Here is a 26,951-nt window from a genome sequence, read left to right as displayed (position 1 = left end):
GACCAATAACCCGAATAACGGCACCGGCTGTCTATTTCATTTCGATCCCGTGCTACCGGTAATTCTGTGGGCCTTTGGGGTGCTGTACCGGTTGACTGGAAAGGACAGTCTGCGGCGGCGTGGCCCCCCGTACGCGGTCCGAAAAGACCTGAGCAAACCTGCGGATGCCGCGCCGCACGGCTGTACCGGAACGGATGCCATGCAGACTGCCTCTTGAGCTTGGTGGCCCGCCGCTCCTATCCTCGGCACAACACATAGATAGGAAACTGCATTTGACCTCTCATCATTACATCACCGGTATGCCGCGCTCGGGCTCTACATTGCTCGGGGGGATATTGCTGCAAAACCCGCGCTTTCATGCAGGCATGTCCAGCCCACTGAGTGTTTTTATGCATGCGGTGATGCGGGCAGGGTCAAACAACGAATTCTCCGACCAGATCACCGACAAGATGCTGGAGAGTATGCTGCGCGGTGTGCGCGACATCTATTATAACGAGACAGCCGCCGGGGCAGAGGTGATCTTTGACACCAACCGCACGTGGGCGGCACAGATGCCGCTGGCGCTGCGCCTTGCCCCCGAGGCCAAGATGATCGCCTGTGTGCGCAACCCTGCGTGGGTGATGGATTCAGTCGAGAAGATCACCCGTAAAAACCCGCTCAAACGCTCGGGCCTGTTCGGCAATGATGCCGAACGTGCCACCGTCTATACCCGCGCAGATGCGCTGACCCGCTATGATCGCCTGATCGGCTCGGCGTGGACATCGCTGAAACAGGCGTATTATTCGGACGAGGCGGACCGCCTGTTACTGGTGGAATATGATATCTTGTGCCAGCGCCCACGCGACACGATGCAGCTGATCTACCAGTTTCTGGACGAGCCGTGGTTCGAGCATGATTTTGACAATGTCGACTACACCGCCGAGAGCTTTGACGAGCGCCTCAACACACCCGGCCTGCACACGGTCGGGCGCAGAGTTGAGTTCAAGCCGCGCCGCTCGATCCTGCCGCCCGATATTTTCGAGCGGCTGAACCAGATGGTGTTCTGGAACGACCTGCACAAAACCAAAGCCCACAAGATCGTCACCCAAAGCGAAGCACCGGTGGGCCGCGCCTGAGGCAAGGGCTGTGCGCGCCCTGCTTGCTTGCGCTGGATATCACAGAACGAATGCAACGCCTTGCCAGTACACCGCACGCAATTTCTTGGTGAAAGCCGGTGATGAAGGTATCAAGAAATTAACTTATAGCGACATTTGATTCGTATTTTACAAATTCATTTCCACGAAAGGTCCACTGTCATGGCAGATTATATCGTAAATACAGGCGGCGAAGATACTAACGCAGGCAACGCCACGCTCAGTCTGCGCGAGGCGCTGATCCTTGCACAGGGCACCGCGGGCGCGGACACCATCACCTTTGATGCAAGCGTGACGAATGTGGCGCTGTCCAGCGGTGTGCTGAACATCATCGCAGGCGAGGATGTGACCATCAACGGCGATCACAACGGTGACGGCGTCGCGGATGTAAGCCTGGATGGCATGAACAGCTCGCGGGTGCTGAACGTGGCGGCAGGGGCCACGGCGCTGTTGCAATCGGTCAACCTCAAGGGCGGGCGCGACACTGGCGACCTTGGCACCTACGGGAGCAATGGTGCGGCTGGCGCAGGCGGGATAAACGCAAATCCGACCGGCTTTTACCTCGGTTACGGGTTCGCCAGCTACGGAGCCAACGGGTATGACGGCGGCAACGGGGGCGATGGCAGCGATGGCGGCGTTGGCGGCGGCGGCGAGAATGCAGCAGGGACAATCCTGAATGCGGGCACCCTGACGCTTGAACGGGTCACCATTGCAGACGGGTTTGCCTATGGCGGTTACGGGGGTCAGGGTGGCGTGGGCGGCGATGGTGGCTATGGCGGCAGCGCCTCTGATGGCTACTACGGCGGCTATGGCGGACCCTACTCGGCATACTTCATTGCTGGCCCGGGCGGTTTTGGCGGCGATGGCGGCGATGGCGGCAGCGGTGGCGCGGGCGGCAAAGGTGGCGATGGCGGCGATGCGGCTGCCGGTATCTTCAATACTGCCAGTGGCATGCTCACGCTGGTCGACAGCGCCTTTAGTGACGTGCTGGTGCAGGGCACAGGCCATGTCTACGCAGGGCCCCATACCACGATAGGTGGCACAGGGGGCCAGGGCGGCAGTGGCGGCACGGGCGCTAATGGCGGCATAGCCGGCGGCGGTGGCAATGGCGGCAGCACCTATACGCCCGATATGTACGGTCCGGGCACATTTTTCGGGTATGATGGCGGGGACGGCGGGAACGGCGGCAGTGGTGGCAGTGGCGGTATCGGCGGCGATAGCGGCGATGGTGGCAATGCCGCAAGCGGTATCCTGAACCTTGGCACCCTCGCAGGTTCCGGCGCCATCGCCTTTTCCTCTTACAACACCGCCACCCCCGGCACCGATGGCTTTGCCGGGTTCGGCGGAAGCTACGGGTTTGGCGGGTCCATGGGATTCGGCGGAACTGCGGGTGCCGATGACTCCGGGACGGCCATAGACGGTGCAGACGGCGCCGACGGGGCCAACGGCTTTTCTGGAAGCAACGGATTGGTCGGGATCAATGGCACCTCCAGCATCAGCCAGCTCAATATCAATGGCGGCACAGGTTCTGTGAGCGAAGCCGAGACCATCATTTATGTTCATGATACCGATCTGGTCATTCTGGAAGGCGATGCAGGCACCACCGACATTACCTTCAACATCAACCGTCTGGGCAGGATGGCTCACGACCTGACTGTGGATTGGGCGATTTCGGGGGATGTGGATGCGGCTGATTTTGCCAGTGGCACGGCCCTGAGCGGCACTGCCATGTTTGCCGCAAACGGGGTTGTTACCCAAACGATCACCCTGTCGGTGATGGGCGATATGGATCTTGAGCTGGACGAGGATTTTACCATCACCCTGTCCAATCTGGTTGATACCAACATGAGCAGTGCGACAGAGGCGCTTGGCACCGCGTCTGTCAGCGGCGTAATTGCCACCGATGAATTCGCCTATGAGCTCTATAGCGCACCAAATGGCGGGGGGGGGGTAATTGCCGCCGGCTTTGACTATGACGCCGATATCAAGACAAGTACATTCTCCGGTGACTATATCCGTGTGACAGACCCGACTTTCTTTGGCGGCGCTGTGCAGATGCTGTCAGTCGATGTGAACAACGTGACGCTTGAAGCTGATGCGCCCTATGCCGCGCATGTGACGCTCGATGATTTTTCCGGAATCCAGACTTTCAGCATCAGCGGTGATGCGCTTGCCGATGTGACGGGCAACACCAACGACAACACCCTCAACGGCGGATCGGGGGCCAACCAGCTCGAAGGGCTGACCGGTGCGGATACCCTGCTGGGCAATGCGGGCGAGGACACGCTGCTGGGGGGTGATGATGATGACCACCTGAATGGCGGGTCCGGTGATGACCGTCTGGATGGTGGTGATGATCAAGACCTGCTCGAAGGCTCTACCGGCGATGATACGTTGCTGGGACAGAACGGTAGCGACACGCTGATGGGTCATGGTGACCGCGACGTGCTGCGCGGCGGCAACGGGATCGATATGCTCGACGGTGGCAGCGGGAACGACCTGTTGCTGGGCGGTGGCAATACCGACACGCTGCTGGGCGGGTCCGGCTCGGATACGCTTCAGGGCAATGCGGGTTCGGACAGTATCGAGGGCGGCGAGGGTAGCGACAATATCTCGGGCGGTGACGGTGCCGATACAATCCGCGGCGGCGATAACAATGATACCGTCTCGGGCGGCAACAGCAGCGATGTGATCTTTGGCGACAACGGCTCGGACGTTCTGGACGGCGCATCGGGCAATGACACCCTGCGCGGCGGGTCGGGCAATGATACGCTGGACGGCGGCGGTGGTTCAGACAGTCTGGACGGCGGCGCGTGGTCGGATACGCTGATTGGCGGGTCGGGCAATGACACCCTGCGCGGCGGTACCGGCAATGATGTGCTGGAGGCGGGCTCGGGCCGTGATCTGGTGCTGGGCGGTTCCGAAAACGACACGATCAACGGCGGCCTCGGCGACGATACACTTGGCGGTCAGGCCGACAACGATGTCATCGATGGTGGCGACGGCAATGACCGGATCACGGGGGGCACCGGCACCGACAGCCTGACGGGTGGTGCCGATAACGACACCATCCTTGGCGGCGACGGGAACGATACGATCTTTGGCGGCAACGGCGAAGACGAGATCACCGGCGGGGACGGCGATGACCGCCTGCTGGGCGGACCTGGTGCGGATGATTTCATCTTTGGTGCAGGCTTTGGCGCTGACACGATCGTAGGCTTTACCGCCAATTTCGACGATCTGGTCATGCAAGGCTTTGTCGAGGCCGATCTGACGCTGAGCACAGGCGGGGGCGACACCACCGTTACCGTGAACGGCACCGCCGACAGCATCACCTTGCAGGGTGTGATCCTCACCGATTTCTCGGACTTCGACTTCGTGTAAATCGTATGCGCGCGGGGCTGTCGGCCCCGCGCGCCGCATCTGGTCTGTAGATATCCAGATGCCATAAATTGGTCTTTCTTCGAAAGTAATCCTCCGGACAGCACCGATACACAGCGAGACAAATGATATGCCAGTCACCGATTATACCGCTCTGACCGAAGGAGACGCGCGTTGGAACGAAGCTGTCTCCCTCGGGACTGCTACGATTGTCACATATACGTTCCTGGGCAGCGCCGATTTGCCGGATTTCACCGAAAACCAGCCCTCCGGCACGGGGACCAATACCTACAACGCGCTTGATACCCTGCGCCAGAACGCGGTGCGCCTTGCGGTGACCGAATTCGAGGCCGTGTCCAATGTGCGCTTCATCGAAGTGGATGATCCGGAAAATGCCAATATTCTGATCCACGGAAATTATGCGGATCACGGGTATTCCTGGGCCTATTCACCCTTTGCCTATGCCGGTTTCACCGACCAGAGCTATGTCACCCTGACCGAAGACACCAATCCCGCATGGCGCTATGACAGCGACTGGCTGCTGGACCCTTCGGACCCTGACTATAGCGGCAGCATGTACACCCTGACCCTGCACGAACTGGGCCATGCAATGGGGCTGGACCATCCCTTCTCGGGCGTGATCCTTGATCCTGCGCTGGACAACCACGACAACACGCTGATGTCCTATAGCTGGCGCTATAATGGTGATGGCTACAGCAATGCCAAACTGCAAAACCTTGATGTAGACGCGCTGCAATTTCTCTATGGTCAGCCCGACTGGGCCAGCTTGGGCTGGAGCTACAGCTGGAATGAAACCACCGACCGCTTTACCTTCACAGGCTCGGACGACCATGACACGATGGTGGGCATCCGCGCCGACAGCCTGATCAAGGGTGGCTTGGGCGATGATACAATCCACGGCAATCTGTTCAACGATACACTGCATGGCGGTGTCGGCTCAGACAGCCTGATTGGCGGCGAAGGCAATGACACGCTCTATGGTCAGGGCAATGACGACACTCTTGTCGGCGGATATGGTAACGACCTTCTGCTGGGCGGCGGCGGCAATGACAGTATCGATTCAGGCTACGGCGGAGATGATACGATTGATGGCGGCGTAGGGGCCGACACAATGGTCGGCGGTACCGGGCGTGATACCTTTGTCGTCGATAATGTACTCGATCAGATCACGGCCTATTACGATACAATGTGGGACACCGTGCAGGCCTCGATCACATATAGCCTGAACACGATCTCAAGCTCTGTACGATATCTTGATCTAACGGGCGCGGATGATCTGGACGGCACCGGCAGCTTTTATGCCAACCGCCTTGATGGCAATAACGGTGACAATACGCTCGATGGCAGCTGGGGTGGCAACGACACTCTGTTAGGGCGCGATGGCAATGACACCTTGCTGGGACAGGGCGATGATGACGTGCTGCGCGGCGGCAACGGGATCGACATGCTCGACGGCGGCAGCGGTGATGATCTGTTGGTAGGCGGCGGCAATACCGACACGCTGTTGGGCGGCAGCGGTCGCGATACGCTTCAGGGCAACGCGGGTTCGGACAGCATCGAGGGTGGCGAAGGCAGCGACAACATTCAGGGTGGCAACGGTGCCGACACGATCCGTGGCGGCGATAACAACGATACCATTTCGGGCGGCAACGGCAGCGACGCTGTCTTTGGCGACAACGGCTCGGACAGTATGGAAGGTGCCGCAGGCAATGATACCCTGCGCGGCGGCGATGGCAATGACACGCTGGATGGCGGCGGCGGTTCAGACAGCCTTGATGGCGGTGGCTGGTCCGACACCCTGATCGGCGGGTCTGGCAATGATACCCTGCGAGGCGGCAGTGGCAACGACAGTCTGGAGGCAGGCTCGGGCCGTGATCTGGTGCTGGGTGGGGCCGACAACGATACAATTAGCGGCGCGCTGGGGGATGATACGCTGGGCGGCGAGACTGGCAACGATGTCATAGACGGGGGCGACGGCAATGACAGGATCACGGGCGGCACAGGCACCGACAGCCTGACAGGCGCTTCGGGCGATGACACGCTCATCGGCGGGGATGGCGATGACACGATCTTTGGCAACGGCGATAACGATGTCATCACCGGCGGCAACGGCGATGACCGCCTGCTGGGCGGGCCTGGAGCGGATGACTTCATCTTTGCCGCAGGTTTTGGCACAGATACGATTGTAGGCTTTTCTACCGGTGAGGATGATCTGATCATGCAGGGCTTTACCGCCGCAAACCTGACGCTGGCCACAAACGGGGGCGCCACCACGGTCAACGTGAACGGGGCTGCAGACAGCATCACATTGCTGGGCGTGACCCTCACCAGCTTCTCGGACTTCGACTTCGTATAAAGTACTGAATTATTAGCCTGAAAAACCGGTGCTGGCCCTTGGGTCAGGGCCGGTTTTTTTATGGGCATGCGCGGATTTCCACAGGAAAAGCGGCCGAAAGTTAATAAAACTTGTCGAAATTAAAAAACAATGCCATGCTGTGGGAATTATACCATTCTCCGATGGGGCCGTATTTCTGGCCCTGCGTATCGGTCAGGGTGGAGACGTATTTAAGCCGTGCACTGCACGATAATTGTAAAAGCCCCTCCACCGAGAGGGGCACATTGAAAACCCGTGGTCAGGAGAACCAACACAGCGGGTTTCGGGAGGAAGACACGAATTTTAAGACGATGCGATTTTTTTGAACGCGCGGCATTGGCATTTCACACCACATCCAATCCGCGCTGACCTCACACTGCACACATTCTCACTTCGCCTGATCTGTCGGGCGGAAACCCACATCCAGTTTTTCACAAGGATTTTTTATCATGGCAACTCCAGCAACATGGCTCAGCGCATTTCAGGTTAACACAGGTGCCGGGGCCACCGGCGGCCAAAGCGCCCCCAAGATCATCGGCCTGTCAAACGGCAACATTCTGGTGGCCTATGAGGCCAATGCCGCTGGCACGATCGGCACGGGTGCCAATGCCGACATCGTCGGCAAGATCTACACCGCAGAAGGCGGTCTGTTCAAATCGGAATTCCAGCTGAACACAAGCCGCAACGCCGATAACGAACGTGATTTCAGCATCGCCGCCACCAATGATGGCGGCTTCATGATCGTCTACATGGACGACGATACCAACAACGTGGACACCGATCTGGTCCTGCAACGCTATGACGACGCAGGGGATGTCATTGGCGGTGCGACTATAGTTGCATCCGATGTCAATGCCACAGGCAATATCGGCACGCCGCGGCTCCTCATCAACCAGTCGGATAATTCTGGCTTTATCTCGTGGGACCGCACGACAACCACCGGTGACCAGAACATCCGCGCCAAACATTTCGAGATCAACGTCCTCAACAATGTGCAGCTGTCCGCAGGCTTTGACGCTGCCCAAAATTCCACCCAATATGACCGCGATCACGAGACCGCGATGCTGACCACGGGCGAGATGGTTGTCGTCTATGAGGAAGACGACGGCGGCATACAGTCCATGGAAGTCCGCATTTATAATACAGCTGGCGCGCTGACACACAGCAATCTGAGCAGCCTGCCCTCTGGCGTGACCGGCAACCCCAAGGTGGCGGGCCTTTCCAATGGCAACTTTGTCGTCGTCTGGGAGGATGATGGAGATGCGTTCGGCCAGATCTTCAACAACTCTGCTGGTACAGTAGGGGCGCAATTTACCGTTGAAAACGGATCGGACAACATCAATGAAATTCAGGTTGTGGCCCTGCCCGGCCCTGCCTCGGGCGATTTTGTGGTCATCTGGGATGACGATACCGACGGTCGCACTGAAATGCGCCAGTTCAACGCTTCGGGCAGCTTTGATGGCAGTCAGGTAATCGCGATCGATGAAGCGGGCACCGGCCAGTCCATCGGCGTCAGCAGTGATGGCCGTATTCTGGTCGCGCATCAGGAAGAGGTGGGCGAAATCACCGCCGCGATCTTCGATTCGCGCAATGCGCTTGATATCGACGCCTCCGATTTCAGCAACGAGCCCGTTAATTTTGTCTCCACAACTGTCGTAACAGGCAAGCAGCAGGGCACAGATTTTGACGGCAACACCCTCGACAATACCTTCTACGGACAAGGTAATGCCGATACGATTACCGGCCTTTCAGGGGAAGACAGCCTGTTTGGCGGTAATGGCAATGATATCATTTCGGGTGGTAGCGGCGACGACTCGATCCGTGGCGAAGGCAACAATGACACCCTGTCGGGCGGCACGGGCAACGATACGATCACCGGCGACAACGGATCGGACACGCTGGATTATTCCTATTCCGCGCCTCCCCCACCGCCGCTGCTCTCGATTGCGGGCTCATGGAATATCACTTTTGGCTCGGTTGTGGGTAGTGCGACGTTCTCAAATTTCTTCGGCGTTCAGGAGACTGACCAGATCTGGACAGTTGAAAACCTGATCGGCTCGGGCTGGCGCGATGTGGTCGATATCCGCAGTCAGGATAACACCACCAACCGGATCGAAACCTTCAACGGCAATGACGAGGTGATCACAGGCCGTTTGACCACCAACAACGACACGCTCGACGGGGGCGACGGTACCGACAAGCTGACGGTCGATGGTGTCTATATAAATACCGTGACGTATGATCTGGGCGCCGAGGAAGTGCGCGTCTCAGGCTTGGGCAAAACCGCTGACATCATCAGCTTTGAAAACATCGAGATCGACGGCGGGGAAGGTGTCATCGGCACGGATGGCGCCAACAACATTCTGGTGAACAACTCGTTTGTCCCTGACAACGTGATCGAAGGACGTGGCGGTGACGATACGATCCAGGGCGGCAACGGCAGCGACAGCATTGATGGCGGGTCGGGTGAAGACCTGTTCATCGACAATATGGAAGACGGGAGTACAACGATCCTTGGTGGCACCTCGGACGATACGCTCGATCTGTCAGGTGCGACAGGCGGGGTAACGGGTGGTGCCGGCTCGATCAGCTCGAACACCACAACCGCCACCCTGACGCTTAACTCTATTCAGGATCTGATCGGTACCGATTTTGCCGATGACATCAGCGAAGAAACAGGCGGCAACCTGAACGGGATTTCGCTGGGCCTTGGCAACGACACGCTGCGCGGCACGGTCAACGGCACTTCGGATGTGTTCGATGGCGGGGACGGTATTGATACCTATATCGAGACAAGCAGCAACTCCCGCGTCCTTGATCTGGAAGGCGAAGTCGGCGGCTCCATCCCGGTGCCTCTGATCGATTTTGAAAACGCCACTGGCGGCGGTGGCAATGACACCATCACCGGCACCCATGCCGATGCCAACATCCTGATCGGGATGGACGGTCTGGATATCATCAACGGTCTGGACGGTGATGACACGCTCGAGGGGGGTGCAGGTGACGATACTCTCAACGGCGGCAGGGATAACGACCGTCTGGATGGCGGCGACGATCAGGACCGGCTCGAAGGCTCCACCGGTGAGGACACGCTGCTGGGACAGGCGGGCAATGACACCTTGTTCGGCCAAGGCGACAATGACGTGCTGCGCGGCGGCGACGGGATTGACCTACTCGACGGTGGCGGCGGTAATGACCTGCTGTCAGGGGGTGGCAACAGCGACACTCTGTCGGGTGGCACTGGTGCGGATACGCTTCAGGGTGGCAAAGGCTCGGACAGCATTGAAGGCGGCGATGGCGCCGATGACATTGCGGGTGGCGATGGTACCGATTCAATCTATGGCGGTGACAACAACGACACCATCTCAGGCGGCAACAACAGCGACCTTGTCTTTGGCCAAAACGGTTCCGACCTCCTTGAAGGCGGCTCGGGCAATGATACGCTGAGCGGCGGTTCGGGCAATGATACGCTCGATGGTGGCGGCGGTGCCGACAGCCTTGATGGCGGTGCGTGGTCCGATACGCTGACCGGTGGCGGGGGCAATGACACATTGCGCGGCGGTACCGGCAACGACAGTCTGGAAGCCGGTGATGGCCGCGATCTGGTGCTGGGTGGTTCCGAAAACGACACGATCAACGGCGGTATCGGTGACGATACGCTGGGCGGTCAGGCCGACAACGATGTCATCGACGGCGGTGAAGGCAATGACCGGATCACCGGTGGTGATGGCACCGACAGCCTGACAGGGGGTGCCGATAACGACACGATCCTTGGCGGCGACGGGAACGATACGATCTTTGGCGGCAACGGCGAAGACGAGATCACCGGCGGGGACGGCGATGACCGCCTGCTGGGCGGACCTGGTGCGGATGATTTCATCTTTGGTGCAGGCTTTGGCGCCGACACGATCGTGGGCTTTACCGCCAATTTCGACGATCTGGTCATGCAGGGCTTTGTCGAGGCCGATCTGACGCTGAGCACAGGCGGGGGCGACACCACCGTTACCGTGAACGGCACCGCCGACAGCATCACCTTGGAAGGTGTGATCCTCACCGATTTCTCGGACTTCGACTTCGTGTAAGTCTCGCACCGCAGGGCGGGACCAGTGGAAGAGCCCGCTGCCCGCCCTGTGACCCCCGCATCACACAAGATGCAAAGACATGGCGGGCCCAAGGGTGCCGCCATTTTTATATGCAACAACCGATCATGTATGGGATGTCCTCAGAGGCGAAAAAACGAGGGAGGATCGCTGCCCTATTCAGGCAGGCTCATCCCCCGTGCAGCGTTCAAAGCCCTGTTGCCTTCGGAAAAATGCGCCACGATGCGGGCGCGTAATGTGGCATCGGCCTGCAATTTATGCACGCCATAAGCATGATCCATCACAGTGTTCTTGAGCGCTTTTTGCAGCGCATCCTTGGCCGCACCATTTGGCATATCGCGCATGGCACTGTTGGCATGGCGCAAGATTTCCATGCTCTCGACAGGCAGGCTCACGTTGGCATGCCCGGGATCTTTGAATGTCACCTGATCAAGCGTGACGTCAAACCGTTCCAGCAACTCGTGCAGCACGGTGCCGCCTTTGTAGTGATACACATCCAGCGCATCGCCGAACACCGCCTGCCAATAGCCCACAGATTTTGCAAAATGCAGCGACTGTTTACGCTCCAGAATGAAATTCACGTATTCCTCGAAGGTCAGCACACCGCCGCGTTTGATATAGGTGGAATAATAGCTGACGATCCAATCGGTCTGGTCGCGCACATACATCACCACGCGGTATGGCCCCGGCAGGGCTGCATCCAGAATAGGCTTTAGTCCTGTTATGCGCTTTTGCGTATTCAGATCACGGTAGAAAAACTCCGAGATCATCAGATTGCGGTCTCCCGCCACACTGACCTTTTCCGGCAGGCGCATCACACGCCCCTCCTTGGCCGCCGCCACCATATTTTTGCTCATGGCATGGGCAGACAGATATGTAATACCGGCTTGTTCGGCAAAAGCCGCCTTGTTGGAATTGAACAGCCGTTGAAGATAGGTGGTCGAGGTCTTTTCAGCCCCGATATATACGTAATTCATTTCAGTCTCTCGAAAACGCTCGTTGAAAATCTATTCTGCGCGTCCCGACCACCGCACACGATCAATAGCCTGCGGCTTCCTCTACCCGTGGGCCGCCTGTGTCCTGCCAAGCCTGTTCAACCGCATCGGTCCAGATCGGATTATCCGACCATGTGCTAAAGGACCCTGTGAAGGTCGAGCTGGCGCCAAAGGCTTTGTCGTAGAGATCGGGATTGGTCGGCTCGCCCACATAGGCGCAGATTTTTTCCAGCACGGCCATGTCACGGGCTGCCAGATCCTCGAAACGCACGGTTAGGGTCTCGGGCTCATGCTGCCAGTCCAGATGCAGGGAAATGAACTTTGGCACCTCATGGCCGAACATGCCGCCACGGATAATCTGTTCAAGCAGGACTGGACCGGCCTCAAGCTCGGGGTTTTGTTTGATGCGGTGGCGCATCCAGCTGATGGCGATGTTGCGCGGGTGGCGCAGGATGAACAGATGCCGATGCTCGGACAGCCGTTTTACCAAAGGCGCACGATAGATCACATGGCCATGCATGAAGTGGCTATTGTCTTGCGAGAGCAAATCCGACAGAGGCCGCTTGCTGGTGCTGAAAAGCTTGGATTTGGGCCGCTTTATCAACGTGCCACCCAACTGCTCCTTGCCCATAGCCACCATCAGGCTTGTCAGGAAATGGGTTCCCGACTTGGAGCAACCGCTACATAGTATCATAAATTCACTCTTTGCTCATAGGATCTACCGCCATTGGCGGTGGCGGGCAATTTGATATGGATTGCCCGCCTTGGCAAGATGCTAGCCTTCAAACCCTCACAAGATCGCGAAGTTTGGCGCCTGCCTTCAGGGTTTCAGCATGATTTCGCTGTAATACTGGATGTGGCTGGCAATCACATCTTCCCATGTGATCACTGTATCGCTCTCGTGCGCGCCCTCGAACAGATGGTCGGTGATGCCGTCTGTGTTGTGCATCAAGGCGCGCAAGACAGGCGCATCGCGGCGGATGTCACCTGACAGGATCACACCGTTCTCGCCGTCGCGAACCAGATCAGGCACCATCCCCACCCGCGAGGCCAGCACCGGCGTCGAGCTTGCCAGCGCTTCGGGCAGGTTGGCCGGCCCCCCCTCGTAGGTCGAGACCATCATCAGAAAATCCATGTTGTCATAAAGCGAGCCGAACAAGCGATAGGGGATGTTTTCAAACACCTCTACCTCATATCCCATATCGCGCATGCGCGCGGCATCCAGTGCGCGGCCTTCGCCCACGAGGGTAAAGCGTACATGCTCGGGCGACAAGATTTCCAGACACTCGAACAAATAGGTGTCGCCCTTGACGCGCCTTCCATAGCGCTTGGAGACGTACCCGATGTTGATCTTGCCGTCCGGATCAAACGTCTTTTTGCGCCGCTGGAAGATGGTCGTATCAAAACCGTGTGGAATAACGCGGGTATGCTCGAGCCCCACATGCGCCAGATCGGCCTGCTGTAGGGAGTTCAGGCACACAATACCCACGGCCTGCTTATAGACACGCCAGAATTTATTGGCGTCCACCCACGGATCCATTTCGCGCGGATCATGGTGCACGGTCACAACCGCAGGCGCCTTGAGTGTGTCTTCGAGATGCGGGCGGTGATAGTGATAGATGTCCGCACCCTCGACGGGTTCTTCGCTGACCTCCAGCTTGATCAGACTTGGATCGAACTGCATGTAGCGTTTGAAAATGTCGTAAAATATCTTGGATTTAAGATCTTTGCTGACAACGAAATTGACGGTAAGCGGATAATTCACGCCCTCCGGCAAGGTGGATTTAAAATCCTCAGTGGCAATTTTATGCAACGGTAAACTCCCAGGATGTAGCGCTGTCCAGCCAGCAAACGCCGGTATAAAGCAGGGCCGGCACGATCGTATATTTGCCGGCTTCTTCGGGGGTCTGGAATGCGATTTCGGCCTCGTAGCTGTCATGAAGCTCACGCAACAAGGGCGTCATCAGGCCGTTCAGCACAACCCGCTCTCCGGCTTCGTTGAAGATATGATAGGACAGGTTGAACAGCTTGCCCCCCTTGGAAAGAGGGATGGCGTGCTGTGATTTATTGCTGACGCGGCAGCGCAATGTGTATTGTGTATCGGTGCTGTCAAAGCTACCCGGAAAATCGGGCAAGGCAAACGTCAGCATTTGTGCCATGACGGCCACTTCCTCGTCAGGTGGCAGCGGCCCTTTCATGCGCAACACACCCGACCATTCGGACGGATCGGCGCGCGGGCGCAGGGCGGTCTGGCCCAGTTCCATTTCCATGCGCAAATGGGTTTTCTGCTCCAGCGGAATGTGGCGCACCAGCATTTGTGCAATCTTGCGCTCGCCCGAGCCATGCACGGATACCGACCCGTATTGGAACAGATCGACCAAAAAGCGATCAACAGCGCGGTAGCCACTCAGGTCCAACAGACCCTCACCGCTGTTGACTGCCGCCACAACCGCATCCAGATCGGGGCAATCATGGGTAAATCCCGCACCCGAATAAAAGGCATGGCCCAGCACGATAGGCTTGAGGCCCAGCATCGCCGCCTCGATCCCTGTCTGCGAGGTAAAGGTCAGGCAAAACTGGCTGTCCTCCAGCAGTGATTGCATGTTGACGTCTTCCACCAACAGCACGCGGGCGCGTTTGTCATCGGGCAGGCCCGACACATATTCCGCCAGCGCATCAAAGGTGCGTGGCGTGCGCAGATGCACTTTCTTGTTTTCCCAAGGGTGCGCCTTGAAGATGATATTGCAATTGGTCTCTTCCAGCAGGCGCGCGATCATTTCACGGTAAACCGGCACAGAGGAAACATAGGGAAAGCCGTCTTCGATCAGCGAGAAATCATTGACCACCTGCCCCACGATCAACGCCTGTGGCGCATCATTGGCAAAACGTGGCAGATCGCGTGGCGGAGGCTGGACGACGTTCTTGTTCTTGGCGGTCATCACCTTGTTGCGCGCCTTGATAACCTCGCGGTCATAGAGATTGGGCGCCTCAAGCGCGGGATCGCGGCGCGTGGCGCGCAGGTTTGCATGCTGCACACCCAGATTGTTGGCGATGGGGTGATACATTTCCTCTAACAGGAAATCATTACCCGTAAAGGTGCTTTCCATCACCAGCGCGCGCGTCGGGCTGCGCCGCAACAGCACCATCAGGGTCCGTGTGTAGATCATGGAGCCCGAGAAAATGCAGCAGAAATGGTTTTTGAAAATATCCGCCCGCATGTCGTACCAGTGGTTGAGCCAGTGGTTCGCCGCTGCCATATTCAGCGTCAGGGTAGCGTGATCCTCGGCAAAGGCCTTGTCGAAAATCGCACGGTCGTCCTTGGGCATAATATCTGTCTGCCAGTTATCAAAACTGAGCAGATAGGCCAGCATCTCGGAGCGGCACAGCGGCCATAAATCCAGATGCGCCACCTGTGCGCCATAAAGGCGGTCGGCATCCCAAGTGGCGAAAACATCCGCCTGCGTCTGGATCGAGCGTGCCATCAGCGCGCTGACACGCCCTGAAAGATCGGTGTAATTGCCCAGACAGGTAATCAGGCCAAAGCCGTCTTGTTCCTTGTCCAGCAATGTCGTGGTGTTAAATCGGTCGCTTTCTAATACTTTAAACAGAGAGGGGAAATTTCGCTGATGCAGATGAAATGAATCTGCCAATGCGATATTGAGCATACCTGAGCTTCCTTGTGCGTCATCCATGAATTTTGTAACCGGTCATAATAAACATGCGCATTACAATAAGAATGGCCTCTGTCTAAACAGGTCGCTATCGTAAAGCAAGATGTGCAAATTTTCAATTTTTTCAATGCCTTAAAAGGCGCACAAAAAATAGGCGCCCAAGCGCGGACCAGACAGGACTGGCCCATGCCTGCCCGCAGGTACAGCATGTACACGGCACAGTATGCCAGTGCATCATCTTGCATAACTTTGGCATTATGGATATATTTGACTGTATATTTCAAGCTGCGGCATTGCATCAACGGGTCTTATTTACACTCGGCAGGCCACGGAAATTTCAGACATACAGCAACAGGGGGATACCTTGCTTGCCTGTACAAAACGGCCTTGATAAACGGCCCAGAGGAGCAGCTATGCCATACGCCTTTCCCGTGCGCGCCGCGTACAACAGGCCGTCCGGGCGTTGCACGCTGCGCACGCAATAATCGTCTCATGACTTTCCCACAGCAGCCGTGTTAGGCCGCACCCATTAATACTCGCAATTCAAAGGCACCCCATATGACCACCACCGCCGATCAAGATACAGCCATCGCCAAAAGTGCCGCCCGCGTTCTGGATGTCGAGGCCGACGCACTAAGCTATATGGCCAAAAACCTTGCCCCTGATTTCAGCGCCGCCGTACGTGCCATTCTGGCCTGCAAAGGCCGTGTGATCATTTCGGGCATCGGCAAATCGGGCCATATCGGGCGCAAGATCGCGGCCACGCTGGCCTCGACCGGCACGCCGTCATATTTTGTGCATTGCGCCGAAGCCTCCCATGGTGATCTGGGCATGGTCGGACGCGATGATGTCTGCGTGCTGATCTCCAATTCGGGCGAAACTGCCGAATTGCGCGATATGGTCTATCACACCCAGCGCTTTTCGATCCCGATGATCGGGATCTCCTCGAATGCGGGCAGCACCCTGATGCAGGCTGCCGATTACAAGCTGACCCTGCCCAAACTGCCCGAGGCCTGCTCGATCGGGATGGCGCCTACCACTTCTACGACCCTGACGCTGGCCATGGGCGATGCACTGGCTGTGGCGCTGATGGAGCAACGCAGCTTTGCACCCGAAGATTTCGGCATCTACCATCCGGGCGGCAAGCTGGGCGCGCAGATGCGCACGGTCTCGGAGTTGATGCACAAGGGCGACGATATTCCCGTGCTGGAAGAAGACGCCAGTATGAACGATGTGCTCATGGCCATGACCTCCAAGGGGTTCGGCATCGCGGTATTGATCAAGGAGGGTGTGCTGTCAGGTGTGATCACCGATGGCGATTTGCGCCGCAACATGGACGGCCTGATGGAGCGCAACGCCGCCCAGATCGCCAACCGTACCCCGCTGGTGGTGGCCCCCGATATGCTGGCCCCCGAAGCACTGGCCATCCTGAACGAGCGTAAGGTCAATGTGCTGCTGGTCGCAGGCGATGATAATGTTCCTGTCGGCGTATTGCACATCCACGATCTGCTGCGCGCAGGCGTCGCCTGAACAATGCGCGGGGATGCGCGCACAGGGCCGCTTGCCCGCTGCGCGCATCCCGCACTTCTACATATTATGGTTCAACAGCTTCACCAGATGTTCTAAGCAAAGATAACCCCTCTCCCTGATCGGAGCGGACCTGTCTTTTGCGCCCACCGGAGATTTTATGAAAACGATTATTTTCATCCCTGCACGCTATGCCTCGACCCGCTATCCTGCCAAACCGCTGGCCACCCTGCGCCAGAAAGACGGCAGCGAGAAAACCCTCATCCAGATGAGCTGGGAAGCGGCCTGCCAGATCAAGGGTGTGGATGCCGTCTATGTGGCCACCGATGACGACCGTATCGCCGATGCTGCAAAGGCATTCGGTGCCGATGTGGTAATGACCGACGAGGCCTGCGAGAACGGCACAGCGCGCTGTGCCGATGCCATGGCCAAATCGGGCATCGAGGCCGATCTGATCGTGAACTTTCAGGGCGACGCACCGCTGACACCCCCGTGGTTTGTCGAGGCGCTGATCGAGGCGATGAAAGCGGACGCCAGCGTTGGCATGGCCACGCCCGTGCTGCGCTGTGACCGCGACACATATGATGCCTTCAAAGAAGACCGCGCCCAGGGCCGCGTCGGCGGCACGACGGCTGTGTTCGATGCCAATATGAACGCGCTCTACTTCTCCAAAGAAGTGCTGCCCTACATCGATCCGGGCAAGATGCCCGAGCCGATCCCTGTCTTTCACCACGTGGGCGTCTATGCCTACCGTCCCGACGCACTGGCGGCCTACATGGCCCATCCCGTCTGCCAGCTGGAAACGCTGGAGGGGCTGGAGCAGTTGCGCTTCTTGCACGCAGGCACACCGGTGCGCTGTGTCGAGGTGGATGCGCGCGGGCGCGTGTTCTGGGAGTTGAACAACCCCTCGGACGTACCACGCATCGAGGCTGCCCTTGCGGCTATGTAGCCCCTTATTTTAGAGACCCTTTAGAAAATCCGCCCCCAAAATTGGAAAGGCACTGCCATGATAGAGACAAAAACAGTAACCGTAGGCGATATCGCAATCGGCGGCAAAAACCCCTTTGCCCTGATCACCGGCCCCTGCCAGCTAGAATCCCTCGATCATGCCCGCATGATGGCCGAGAAAATCGCCGAGGCCTGCGCGCCCACGGGCACGCGCTTTATCTTCAAGGCCAGCTATGACAAGGCCAACCGCTCGTCCATCACCACCATGCGCGGGCTTGGCATGGAAGAAGGCCTGACCATCCTGTCCAAAATCCGCGAAGAATTCGGCTGCCCGATCCTGACAGATGTGCATGATGCAGCCCAATGCGCACCCGCAGGCGAGGCGGTGGACGTCATCCAGATCCCTGCGTTCTTGTGCCGCCAGACCGATCTGTTGCTGGCCGCAGGCAAAACCGGCTGTGCAATCAACGTCAAAAAGGGCCAGTTCCTTGCGCCTTGGGACATGGGCAATGTGGCCGAAAAAATTGCCTCCACCGGCAATGACAAGATCATGCTGTGTGATCGCGGCACCTCGTTTGGCTATAACACGCTTGTCAGTGATTTCCGCGGCCTGCCCACCATGGCGTCCACTGGATATCCTGTTGTGTTCGATGCGACCCATTCGGTCCAGCAGCCTGGCGGGCAAGGCACCACCAGCGGCGGGCAGCGGGAGTTCGCCCCCGTTCTGGCGCGTGCGGCCGTGTCCATCGGTGTCTCGGCCCTGTTCATCGAAACCCACGAAGACCCCGACAATGCCCCCAGCGACGGGCCCAACATGATCCCCGTGCACAAGATGGCCCAGCTGATCGGCCAGTTGCGCAGCATCGACGATCTGACCAAATCCCAAGAGCCGCTGAACCTGACCGATTGAGCAGCCAGCACCCTGCTGATGTGCCCACCCCGCACGACCCGCCACAAAGGACCAATCCGATGAGCGATAAAACCGCCGCCGAACTCGCCGCTGAAGTCAGCATGCTGATGCAGCTTGACCGGACCCGCCACCATGTCAGCACACAAGTGGACATGGCCGCACTGGCCAATATTCCGGCCCATATCGCGCAGGTCTTCGAGGCAGCAAATGCCGTTCAGGGAGAGCTTTCGCCAGCGCAGCTTTATGCGCTGGTCAACAAGCGTATCAGCGAAATGCAGGCACAGGTCTATCTGATGCGCCTCGAGCTGGAGAGCCGCAACCCCCACGACCCCGCCTCGATCTACGAAGATCCCATGGTGATTGCCGCTTATGGTGCGCGCAACGAGGCTTTGGGCGCACGGGAGAAAAGCTTTAGCTTTGGTCCCGAAATTCTGGCCGACGGCTGGTATCCCATGGAGACCAGCGAAGACGTCTGCCACCGCTGGATGCGCCCGGGCGAGATGTCGGTGGCCTGCGTGCCGCATCTGGGCAATTTCGCCCAACAAATCGTGATCGAAGGCTATGTGATGAAGGCCGCTCAGATGGAGGGGCTGTCGGTTCAGGCCGTAGGCCAGAGCGCAGATATCGAGATTACCGAGCAGGGCAACATCGCCCGCTTCCGTGCCACACTGGATCTGATGCCCGAGCATGTGCGCGCGGCAAATTATCTGCCGGTCGAATTCCGCGTTGTTGATTTCGTGACGCCCAATGATGTGGACACCCGCCTGCTGGGTGCCAACATCCACAGCTTTGTCTGCCGCCCTGCCCCCGCTGACACGGATGCAAATGCGGAGCCTGCCGCATGAAAATAGCGGTGATCTGTGATTTCCCTTTTTGGGACGCCAAAGTGGGCACAGCCGTGCGCATGGAAAGCCTGTGCCGCTCGCTGGCCAAAATCTGCGATCTGACGATCATCGCTTCGGTCACGATGGATCCCAAATTCCGCGCTGCTGCCGCCACCTTGCCTTATGAGATCATCGACCGCTCCACACTTCAAAAGCACCATGAAGAGACGCCCCATATACAGATATCAGGGGTACGTCCTGACCGTCAGGTCACGGTCAAAGGCGTCAAGCATCTGGTAGAGGCAGGCGGCTTTGACGCGGTGCTGACCCCCTACTTCAACCGTGACTGGATGGTCCGCCACATCAACCAGTCCGTGCTGCGCATCGTGGATACCCATGATTGCCAGTCCCAGCGCACACGATCCTTTGCCGCCCATGGGCTGGTGCCCACTTTTCCTATGACGCCACAAGAAGAAGGTGCCGAGCTGGACCGCTATGACATCGCACTGGCGTTGTCGGATGCCGATCAGGCCGAATTTGCTGCCATCACGGATACGCCCGTGGTCACCGCTCCGTTCCGCCTGCCGCCCAAACCTATCTATTCGGTCCGCGACATGGCCGGCGAGGTGATGTTCATCGCCGCCAAATCGGACGTCAACGACATGACGCTTGCCTATCTGCTGGAGCAGGTACTGCCCTTGGTGCCGCGCACGCTTACGCTGCATGTAGTCGGCAATGTCACCGTCCCCGAGACCTGCCCTGCCAATGTCAAACTGGTGCGCCATCTGGATGTGGAGGATCTGGCCTGGATTTACCGCGCCGTCGATCTGGCCCTCAACCCCACCTATGCGGGTGGCGGGATCAAGACCAAAACCCTTGAGGCCATCGCCTACGGCGTGCCTGTCATCACCTCGGACGAGGGCGCGCGCGGGCTAGAGACATTGTTGCCCGATGATCTGGTCTGCAACGACAAGGAGAGCTTTGCCCACCGCATCGCCACCCTGCTCGACGATCCCGAGCGCCGCATGGCTTTGTCGCGGCACATGCTGGACGCCCTGCGCAACGAGGACAGCGACAGCTGGCTGCCCGTCTTTGCCCATCTGCTGCGCGCCGCCCATGCGCGCAAACACGCAGTACGTGCCGCATGAGCAAGACCGTCCCCGATACGCCCCGCCGCATCGTCTTTTCAGGCGATTTCCTGCGCCCCTCCATCGGTGGCCTGCGCCCGACCCAGCACGAAAACATCCAGTGGCTCTACCAGCTGCTCAAGGTGCCGCTGGAAATGGCGACGGGTCTAAAAGCCGAGATCGTGCATTGGGACAACAACTGGCTCAACCATGCGCGTCTGGACGCCGGCACTGTCGAGGCGATCTACCGCATGATGGGCCACCACCATGCGAGCATCCACGCATGGCCTGCCGTCTTTGGCGCCACCACATTGCCCGCCCCCTTCGAGGATCTGCTGCTGCGCTGGTTCGGGGGCAGTTTTGTCATAGGCTTCGAGCTGCCGCCCTTTCTGGTCGCTTTTCTGGAACGCCACGCCATCGGCTTTGTCGATTGTTCGCTCTCGCCGGTGCGGTTCATGGATGATGTGATGTTCGAGCTGAGCAGCCACACACCCGCCATCACGCAGGCCCTGCGCCCCCATGCAGTGCCACAGGATCTGATCCGTCTGCAGGCCGGCATCGTTTCCTCGAATGTGGCCAAGGTCAACCCGCGCCCGCCACGCCCCAACAGCCTTTTGGTGATCCTGCAAACCCGCTTTGACAAGGTCGTCATCCGTGACGGCCGCTTTACAACGGTGCTGGATTATCTCGATACGCTCAAAGAGATCGCGCGCGATTATGATCACCTGATTATCAAGGAACACCCGCTGGAGCCGCAGCCCGAAACCGTCGCGAAACTGGGCCGTATGCTGCCCGATACGGTTGTCAGCACCGAAAATTTCTACCGCCTTGTCTCGCACCCCAATGTCACCGGCGTGACAGCACTGTCTTCCAGCTGTGTCTATGAGGCGGGCTTCTTTGGCAAAAACGGCCACTATCTGCTGCCCGATTTTACCCCTGCCACCTTTACGGTGGGCAGCGAGGGTATCCATATCGGCGATGATGTCATCTGCCCTGATTTCTGGCGCGATATTCTGGCAGGATCGCCCTGCCCTGTCACCGCAAAAGACGGGCTGCGTCTGGCGGCCAAACCCAACCGTTTCCGCCAGCAACTACGCGCCGCATGGGGCTATAACGAGATCGACACCGACATCGCTGTGGGCTGGGCGCCGAAACCCGCCTAGCCTGCAGGCCAAACACCGCACCCCAGACGCGGTAGCCCTGTATATCAACATTGCATATTCGGGGCGCAGACCATAAGCACAAAGCGAATTAAGACAAAGGGATCTAGGGTGAAAAAAGCATTCATTACCGGCATCACAGGCCAGGACGGGGCCTATCTGGCCAAGCTGCTGCTCGACAAAGGGTATGAGGTTCACGGCGGTGTCCGCCGCATCTCGCAGCCCGAAACAACGCGGCTCGAAGCAGTAGGCGTGGCCGACAAGGTCCACCTGCACGAATTCGACCTGACCGAGCAGAACAACATCTACCGCGTTATCCGCGATGTTCAGATGGACGAGTTCTACAACCTCGCCGCTCAAAGCTTTGTCGGCGCCTCATGGGAGCTGCCGGTTTATACCGCAGATGTCGATGGCATGGCCGTGGTGCGTATCCTCGATACCCTGCGCACTCTGGCGCCAGAGTGCCGCTTTTATCAGGCCTCCACCTCCGAGATGTTCGGTCTGGTCCAGGAAGTGCCCCAGTCCGAGACAACACGTCTCTACCCGCGCTCGCCCTACGGTGTGGCCAAGGTATACGGGCACTATATCACCATGAACTACCGCGAAAGCTTTGGCATGCACGCAAGTTCGGGCATCCTGTTCAACCACGAAAGCCCCCTGCGCGGCAAAGAGTTCGTGACGCGCAAGATCACGCTGGGTCTGGCCGCATTGGCGCATGGCGGCAACGCACCGGTTGAGTTGGGCAATATGGACGCCAAGCGCGACTGGGGCTTTGCGGGCGATTACGTCGAGGGCATGTGGCGCATGCTGCAACAGGACGAGGCCGACGATTATGTGCTGGCCACAGGTGTCACCACCACCATCCGCGATTTCTTTACCTTCGCGGGCGAGGCCATGGGCATGGACATCGCATGGTCCGGTGAAGGCGAGGCAGAGACAGCAACCGACACCAAAACCGGCAAGCTGGTGATGCGCGTGAACCCCAAGTTCTACCGCCCTGCAGAAGTGGATCTGCTCATCGGTGATCCCTCCAAGGCCGAGGCCAAGCTGGGCTGGAAGGCCACCATGGATATCCGCGGTCTGGCCGCAGCGATGGCCAAATCGGATTATGACGCATTGGCCTGAAGCTGATGCAGGCAGGGGCAGACCTTCGGGTGCTGCCCCTGCTTCTTTGATATTTCAGCCCCCGATTTTTCACGGCGCGCGATCTGCGCAAGTTTGACAAAGGATGCCCCCACTGTGACTGGTTCTTCCGCACCTGATTTCGCCACCCGCGCTCTTGGCGCTGCCCGCCGCCGTGCCAGCCGCCTGAAACACAGCCTGCTGAAAACAAGCACGGGCACCGGCACGTTCCACGGCCATGTAGAGGGCATCGCAGAGGATGGCACCCTACGCGGCTGGGTCTATACCCGCGCCACCCGCAAGGGCCGCGTTCAGGTTGCGATTTGTGCTGGCGACACGGTGCTGGAGGCAGGCTTTGCCGACCGCAACCGCCGCGATGTGGCCGCCGCCCACGGCTGTGAGGCCGAGTGCGGCTTTCTGTTTGCGCTCTCCGATACGATGTTCGCCGCAATCCAGAAGGCGGGGGGCACTGTCGTGGTCCGCACCATGGGCGCGCAGGAGCAAACGCTGGGCGAGGTCGAGATGCAGGTCGACACCACCAACCCAGAACCCCACAAAGGCGACATCCGTGCCTGCCGTTTCGCCTTGCGCGAATATCTCGACGACCTTGACGCCCTGCTGGAAGAAACCCCCGATGCGCCCCTGCCGAAAATCGTGCAGCCGGCGTTTGAAAAACACCACCGCATGTTCACCAAAGACAAGGTGATCCCCGATCTGCCCGTCTCGGGCCACCCTGCCTATCTGGATTACGTACGCTACCGCTACCGCATGGACGAGCAGTACAAAGTAGGTCCCGGTCTCGAATCCGCTGACCGCTACCTCTATTGGTATCTCACTTCCTACCGCGGTCAGGAAAAGCGCCGCGTCCCGCTGAGTGCGGAAAACATCGAATACCTCAACACACCCATGGTGATGGGGGGGCAACAGTTCTCGCTCACACGGATGATGTGGTGGCGCCTGACAGGCCGCGCCGACATGCTGGGCAACATCAATCTCAATGACCGCGACAGCTATCTTGATGTGCTGTTCTGGTGGGCGCATCAGGACAGCACCCATATGTTCTTCGAGGATTGTCTGGTCCCTGACCGCTATGCGGATTTTCTGCGCGGTGTGCATCCCTCGCGCCGTCTGGACGCCTGGCCGCTGAGCTATTTCACCGAACGGTTCTTTCAGGACACCCCGCGCCTGCACTTTTTGAAACCCGGCACCGCAGAGGGCCGCAAGACACTGGTGCTGGCGATGCTGGTCATCGCCGCGCGTCGCCCCGATGTCCTGCGCTATATCCCGCGCAACCAGATCGCAAAACTGCTGGCCCCCGCGACAGACGGCGGGCCGTCCGAGTTTGAGGATTTTGTGAATACATTGCGCGCAGGCCTGCCCCGGACCGACGCAAGTGACACCACAGACGAAGACAGCGAAACCCCCACAACAGAGCCTGAAATGATGGCCCCTGTTGCCCTGTCCTATGACCGCTACGCCGCTGCCTTGCGCCACAAGCATTTCGATCTGGTCAGCTACAGCTTTATGACCCGCGATCCAGATGGCAACCGGTTTGAGGCGGCAGCCCTGCCGCCCGTAGACGCGACAGCCCGCATGGCCGATGTGCAGTTGATCGGTCCGCTGGCCAAAGCCTCGGGTCTGGGGCAAGCCACACGCCTGTCCGCCGCCATTATGCGCACCACAGGTCTGGACATTCGCGGGGTGGATTTCGATCTGGATAATCCCGCGCCCGAAGGTTTTTCCTCAGATACAATGATCGAAGAATATGGCCCCGCCAAGATCAACATGATCCACCTCAATGCGGAATCCACACCACTGGCATTCGCCTACCAGCCCGATGTGTTTTCGGGGACGTATAACATCGGCTACTTTTTCTGGGAGCTCGATAAGCCCGCCTATTGCCACTATCTTGGCATGGATATGCTGGACGAAATATGGGTTTCGACCGAATACGGCGTAGAGATTTACCAAAAGGATGCAAACGGCAAACCTGTTGTGAATGTCGGCATGTGCTATGAGGAAACGCCCGACATTACCCGCGAGGACAGCCGCGATTTCGTCGAGCGGCGGTTCCAGTTCAACGACAGCCATTTTGTCTGCCTTGTGGCCTTTGACAGTTTCTCGTTTGTGCAGCGTAAAAACCCCGTCTCGGTGCTGCGCGCCTTCCAGCAGGCGTTTCAAGGTGTACCCAATGCCCGCCTGATTGTGAAAACCCAAAACCGCGACAGCGTTTTTGACAGTGTGCAGGTCAATCTGTGGGATCAGGTCGATACCATCATCACCTCCGATCCGCGCATCATCGTGATGAACGAAACCCTGTCTTACCGTGATCTGTTGCGCCTCAAGCGCGGCTCGGACGTCTATGTGTCCTTGCATAAATCCGAAGGCTGGGGCTTTGGCATGATCGAGGCGATGAACCTTGGCGTGCCCGTGGTCTGCACGGCTTATTCGGGGAACATGGATTTCTGCTCGGATGCGACAGCCTGGATGGTCGATTATGAGGAAACGCTGCTGCGGCAGGAGGACTACATCTTTGTGCGCAAAGGATCGGTCTGGGCAGAGCCATCGGTAGATCATGCCGCACAGCAATTGCGCGCAGCCTATGACAACCCCGACCAGCGCGTGGCAAAAGCACAGGCCGCACAGGACTATATCAAGGCCAATTTCTCGGTCGAAGCGATCGGCGAGCGGTATGGCGCACGTCTGCGCGAGATTCTGAAAGGACTGTAGCATGGACATCGAGACACGCCCTGCTATCGAAAGCCTGTACCATTATAGTTGTGCCTTCAACGCCATCAATGTGATCAAACTGGCCTGGAAGCGCGACCAGACCCCCACACCGGGGGTGGTGACCAATTTCATCGGTGCGCGCATTCCCACACAGGTACATCCCGACAAGCTCGACGCGCTTGCAGGCACCGTAGAAGGCCCGCCCAACCCCGGAAACTGGCATGCAGACATCGCGGAATGGGCCGCCGCCCTGCGCGCCGTGCGGCAGGCAAAAGATACCTTCCGCATCGTCGAGCTGGGCTGCGGCTGGGGCTGCTGGCTGACCAATACCGGCGTGGCCGCGCGCGATGCGGGTCTCAAGGTTGATCTGATCGGTGTCGAGGGCAACGCGCACCATCTGGATAATGCGCGCACCACACTGGCGCTCAACGGCTTTGATGAAACGGACTTCACGCTGTTCCACGGCATCGCCGGTCCGCGCACAGGTCATGCTGTCTTTCCCTCGCCAGATGCCGAGAATACCGTCTGGAACGGCGAGGCAATGTTTTACCCGCCCCCCGCCGTGCTGGAACTGGCCAAGGCCGACCCCGATGTGCAGGTGCTAGACTGCTACCCGCTGGACGAGCTGGCCCAAGGCAAACGGATCGATCTTTTGCACATCGACATTCAGGGCGCGGAGCGGGAATATGTGCTGGGCAACTTCCCCGATATCAAACGCCACGTCGCGCGTATCTTGATTGGCACCCATTCGCGCGCCATCGAAGGCCACCTGACCGCCCATTTTCTGGCTGCCGGATGGCGGATGGAAACCGACCGCCCCGTCTATGCCCCTATTCACGGCGGTCGCCCGACATTGGCCATCGACGGTGTACAAATGTGGGCCAATCCGAACCTCACGCCCGATCTAACATAAGCCCGCAGGAGACTA

Annotated in this window: 17 protein-coding genes; 13 read left to right on the top strand and 4 right to left on the bottom strand. The window is 58.6% G+C overall.

The annotated features are described in order from the left end of the window. Positions 1–272: 272 nt before the first annotated feature. The 4 genes from Q0903_RS18330 (at position 273) to Q0903_RS18315 (ending at position 10,991) form a co-directional block, all read left to right on the top strand. Positions 273–1,115, top strand: coding sequence for a sulfotransferase (locus Q0903_RS18330; protein WP_299032155.1), 843 nt, complete (start codon positions 273–275; stop codon positions 1,113–1,115). Positions 1,116–1,295: 180 nt separating this feature from the next. Further along, the gene (locus tag Q0903_RS18325; RefSeq protein WP_299417688.1) at positions 1,296–4,517 is read left to right on the top strand and encodes a calcium-binding protein; all 3,222 of its coding nucleotides are present in this window, start codon (positions 1,296–1,298) and stop codon (positions 4,515–4,517) included. 127 nt (positions 4,518–4,644) lie between these two features. After that, positions 4,645–6,891 (top strand): matrixin family metalloprotease, encoded by a 2,247-nt coding sequence (locus tag Q0903_RS18320; RefSeq protein WP_299417686.1) that lies wholly within the window; start codon positions 4,645–4,647, stop codon positions 6,889–6,891. 467 nt (positions 6,892–7,358) lie between these two features. Further along, positions 7,359–10,991 (top strand): calcium-binding protein, encoded by a 3,633-nt coding sequence (locus Q0903_RS18315; protein WP_299417684.1) that lies wholly within the window; start codon positions 7,359–7,361, stop codon positions 10,989–10,991. A gap of 173 nt (positions 10,992–11,164) precedes the next feature. On the opposite strand, the gene Q0903_RS18310 is transcribed toward Q0903_RS18315, so the two are convergent. The 4 genes from Q0903_RS18310 to Q0903_RS18295 form a co-directional block, all read right to left on the bottom strand. Continuing rightward, positions 11,165–11,986: a hypothetical protein gene (locus tag Q0903_RS18310; protein ID WP_299417682.1), complete on the bottom strand. Its 822-nt coding sequence runs from the start codon at positions 11,984–11,986 to the stop codon at positions 11,165–11,167. A gap of 61 nt (positions 11,987–12,047) precedes the next feature. Beyond that, positions 12,048–12,698 carry a sulfotransferase domain-containing protein gene (locus Q0903_RS18305; protein WP_299417680.1) on the bottom strand — a complete coding sequence of 217 codons (651 nt, stop codon included), beginning with the start codon at positions 12,696–12,698 and terminating at the stop codon, positions 12,048–12,050. A gap of 126 nt (positions 12,699–12,824) precedes the next feature. Beyond that, positions 12,825–13,817, bottom strand: a complete 993-nt coding sequence (locus tag Q0903_RS18300; RefSeq protein WP_299417678.1) for a glycosyltransferase family 4 protein — start codon at positions 13,815–13,817, stop codon at positions 12,825–12,827. Beyond that, positions 13,810–15,669: a hypothetical protein gene (locus tag Q0903_RS18295; RefSeq protein WP_299417676.1), complete on the bottom strand. Its 1,860-nt coding sequence runs from the start codon at positions 15,667–15,669 to the stop codon at positions 13,810–13,812. Before Q0903_RS18295 ends, Q0903_RS18300 begins: the two co-directional genes overlap by 8 nt. Before the next feature lie 564 nt (positions 15,670–16,233). On the opposite strand from Q0903_RS18295, the gene Q0903_RS18290 reads away from it, so the two are divergent. The 9 genes from Q0903_RS18290 (at position 16,234) to Q0903_RS18250 (ending at position 26,936) form a co-directional block, all read left to right on the top strand. After that, positions 16,234–17,205, top strand: coding sequence for a KpsF/GutQ family sugar-phosphate isomerase (locus Q0903_RS18290; RefSeq protein ID WP_299031741.1), 972 nt, complete (start codon positions 16,234–16,236; stop codon positions 17,203–17,205). 157 nt (positions 17,206–17,362) lie between these two features. Further along, positions 17,363–18,151, top strand: coding sequence for a manno-octulosonate cytidylyltransferase (locus tag Q0903_RS18285; protein WP_299031744.1), 789 nt, complete (start codon positions 17,363–17,365; stop codon positions 18,149–18,151). Between the two features lie 57 nt (positions 18,152–18,208). Further along, a complete protein-coding gene (kdsA, locus tag Q0903_RS18280) occupies positions 18,209–19,060 on the top strand; it encodes a 3-deoxy-8-phosphooctulonate synthase (RefSeq protein ID WP_299031747.1) in 852 nt (283 codons plus the stop codon). 59 nt (positions 19,061–19,119) lie between these two features. After that, the gene (locus Q0903_RS18275) at positions 19,120–19,905 is read left to right on the top strand and encodes a hypothetical protein (RefSeq protein WP_299417674.1); all 786 of its coding nucleotides are present in this window, start codon (positions 19,120–19,122) and stop codon (positions 19,903–19,905) included. Then, positions 19,902–21,032, top strand: coding sequence for a glycosyltransferase (locus Q0903_RS18270; protein WP_299031752.1), 1,131 nt, complete (start codon positions 19,902–19,904; stop codon positions 21,030–21,032). The genes Q0903_RS18275 and Q0903_RS18270 overlap by 4 nt, the downstream gene beginning before the upstream one ends. Beyond that, complete coding sequence (locus Q0903_RS18265) at positions 21,029–22,174, top strand: hypothetical protein (RefSeq protein WP_299031754.1); 1,146 nt, start codon at positions 21,029–21,031, stop codon at positions 22,172–22,174. The genes Q0903_RS18270 and Q0903_RS18265 overlap by 4 nt, the downstream gene beginning before the upstream one ends. A 108-nt stretch (positions 22,175–22,282) precedes the next feature. Continuing rightward, positions 22,283–23,296: a GDP-mannose 4,6-dehydratase gene (gmd, locus tag Q0903_RS18260; protein ID WP_299031757.1), complete on the top strand. Its 1,014-nt coding sequence runs from the start codon at positions 22,283–22,285 to the stop codon at positions 23,294–23,296. A gap of 114 nt (positions 23,297–23,410) precedes the next feature. Beyond that, complete coding sequence (locus tag Q0903_RS18255) at positions 23,411–26,023, top strand: glycosyltransferase (RefSeq protein ID WP_299417671.1); 2,613 nt, start codon at positions 23,411–23,413, stop codon at positions 26,021–26,023. Position 26,024: 1 nt separating this feature from the next. Next, positions 26,025–26,936, top strand: coding sequence for an FkbM family methyltransferase (locus Q0903_RS18250; protein ID WP_299031763.1), 912 nt, complete (start codon positions 26,025–26,027; stop codon positions 26,934–26,936). Positions 26,937–26,951: the final 15 nt, after the last annotated feature.

This window comes from uncultured Sulfitobacter sp. (assembly GCF_947502895.1).
In the GTDB taxonomy this organism is placed as follows: Bacteria; Pseudomonadota; Alphaproteobacteria; order Rhodobacterales; family Rhodobacteraceae; genus Sulfitobacter.
Note: the sequence above shows the minus strand (reverse complement) of the source record. Positions and strands in the feature narration are given on the sequence as shown.

Bases quoted from the DNA above. Each gene is read 5' to 3' on its own strand.
- Q0903_RS18315 (WP_299417684.1), top strand. From the start codon at position 7,359: ATGGCAACTCCAGCAACATGGCTCAGCGCATTTCAGGTTAACACAGGT.
- Q0903_RS18320 (WP_299417686.1), top strand. From the start codon at position 4,645: ATGCCAGTCACCGATTATACCGCTCTGACCGAAGGAGACGCGCGTTGG.
- Q0903_RS18310 (WP_299417682.1), bottom strand. From the start codon at position 11,986: ATGAATTACGTATATATCGGGGCTGAAAAGACCTCGACCACCTATCTT.
- Q0903_RS18285 (WP_299031744.1), top strand. From the start codon at position 17,363: ATGAAAACGATTATTTTCATCCCTGCACGCTATGCCTCGACCCGCTAT.
- Q0903_RS18265 (WP_299031754.1), top strand. From the start codon at position 21,029: ATGAGCAAGACCGTCCCCGATACGCCCCGCCGCATCGTCTTTTCAGGC.
- Q0903_RS18295 (WP_299417676.1), bottom strand. From the start codon at position 15,669: ATGCTCAATATCGCATTGGCAGATTCATTTCATCTGCATCAGCGAAAT.
- Q0903_RS18250 (WP_299031763.1), top strand. From the start codon at position 26,025: ATGGACATCGAGACACGCCCTGCTATCGAAAGCCTGTACCATTATAGT.
- Q0903_RS18325 (WP_299417688.1), top strand. From the start codon at position 1,296: ATGGCAGATTATATCGTAAATACAGGCGGCGAAGATACTAACGCAGGC.
- Q0903_RS18290 (WP_299031741.1), top strand. From the start codon at position 16,234: ATGACCACCACCGCCGATCAAGATACAGCCATCGCCAAAAGTGCCGCC.
- Q0903_RS18270 (WP_299031752.1), top strand. From the start codon at position 19,902: ATGAAAATAGCGGTGATCTGTGATTTCCCTTTTTGGGACGCCAAAGTG.
- kdsA (WP_299031747.1), top strand. From the start codon at position 18,209: ATGATAGAGACAAAAACAGTAACCGTAGGCGATATCGCAATCGGCGGC.
- Q0903_RS18305 (WP_299417680.1), bottom strand. From the start codon at position 12,698: ATGATACTATGTAGCGGTTGCTCCAAGTCGGGAACCCATTTCCTGACA.
- Q0903_RS18275 (WP_299417674.1), top strand. From the start codon at position 19,120: ATGAGCGATAAAACCGCCGCCGAACTCGCCGCTGAAGTCAGCATGCTG.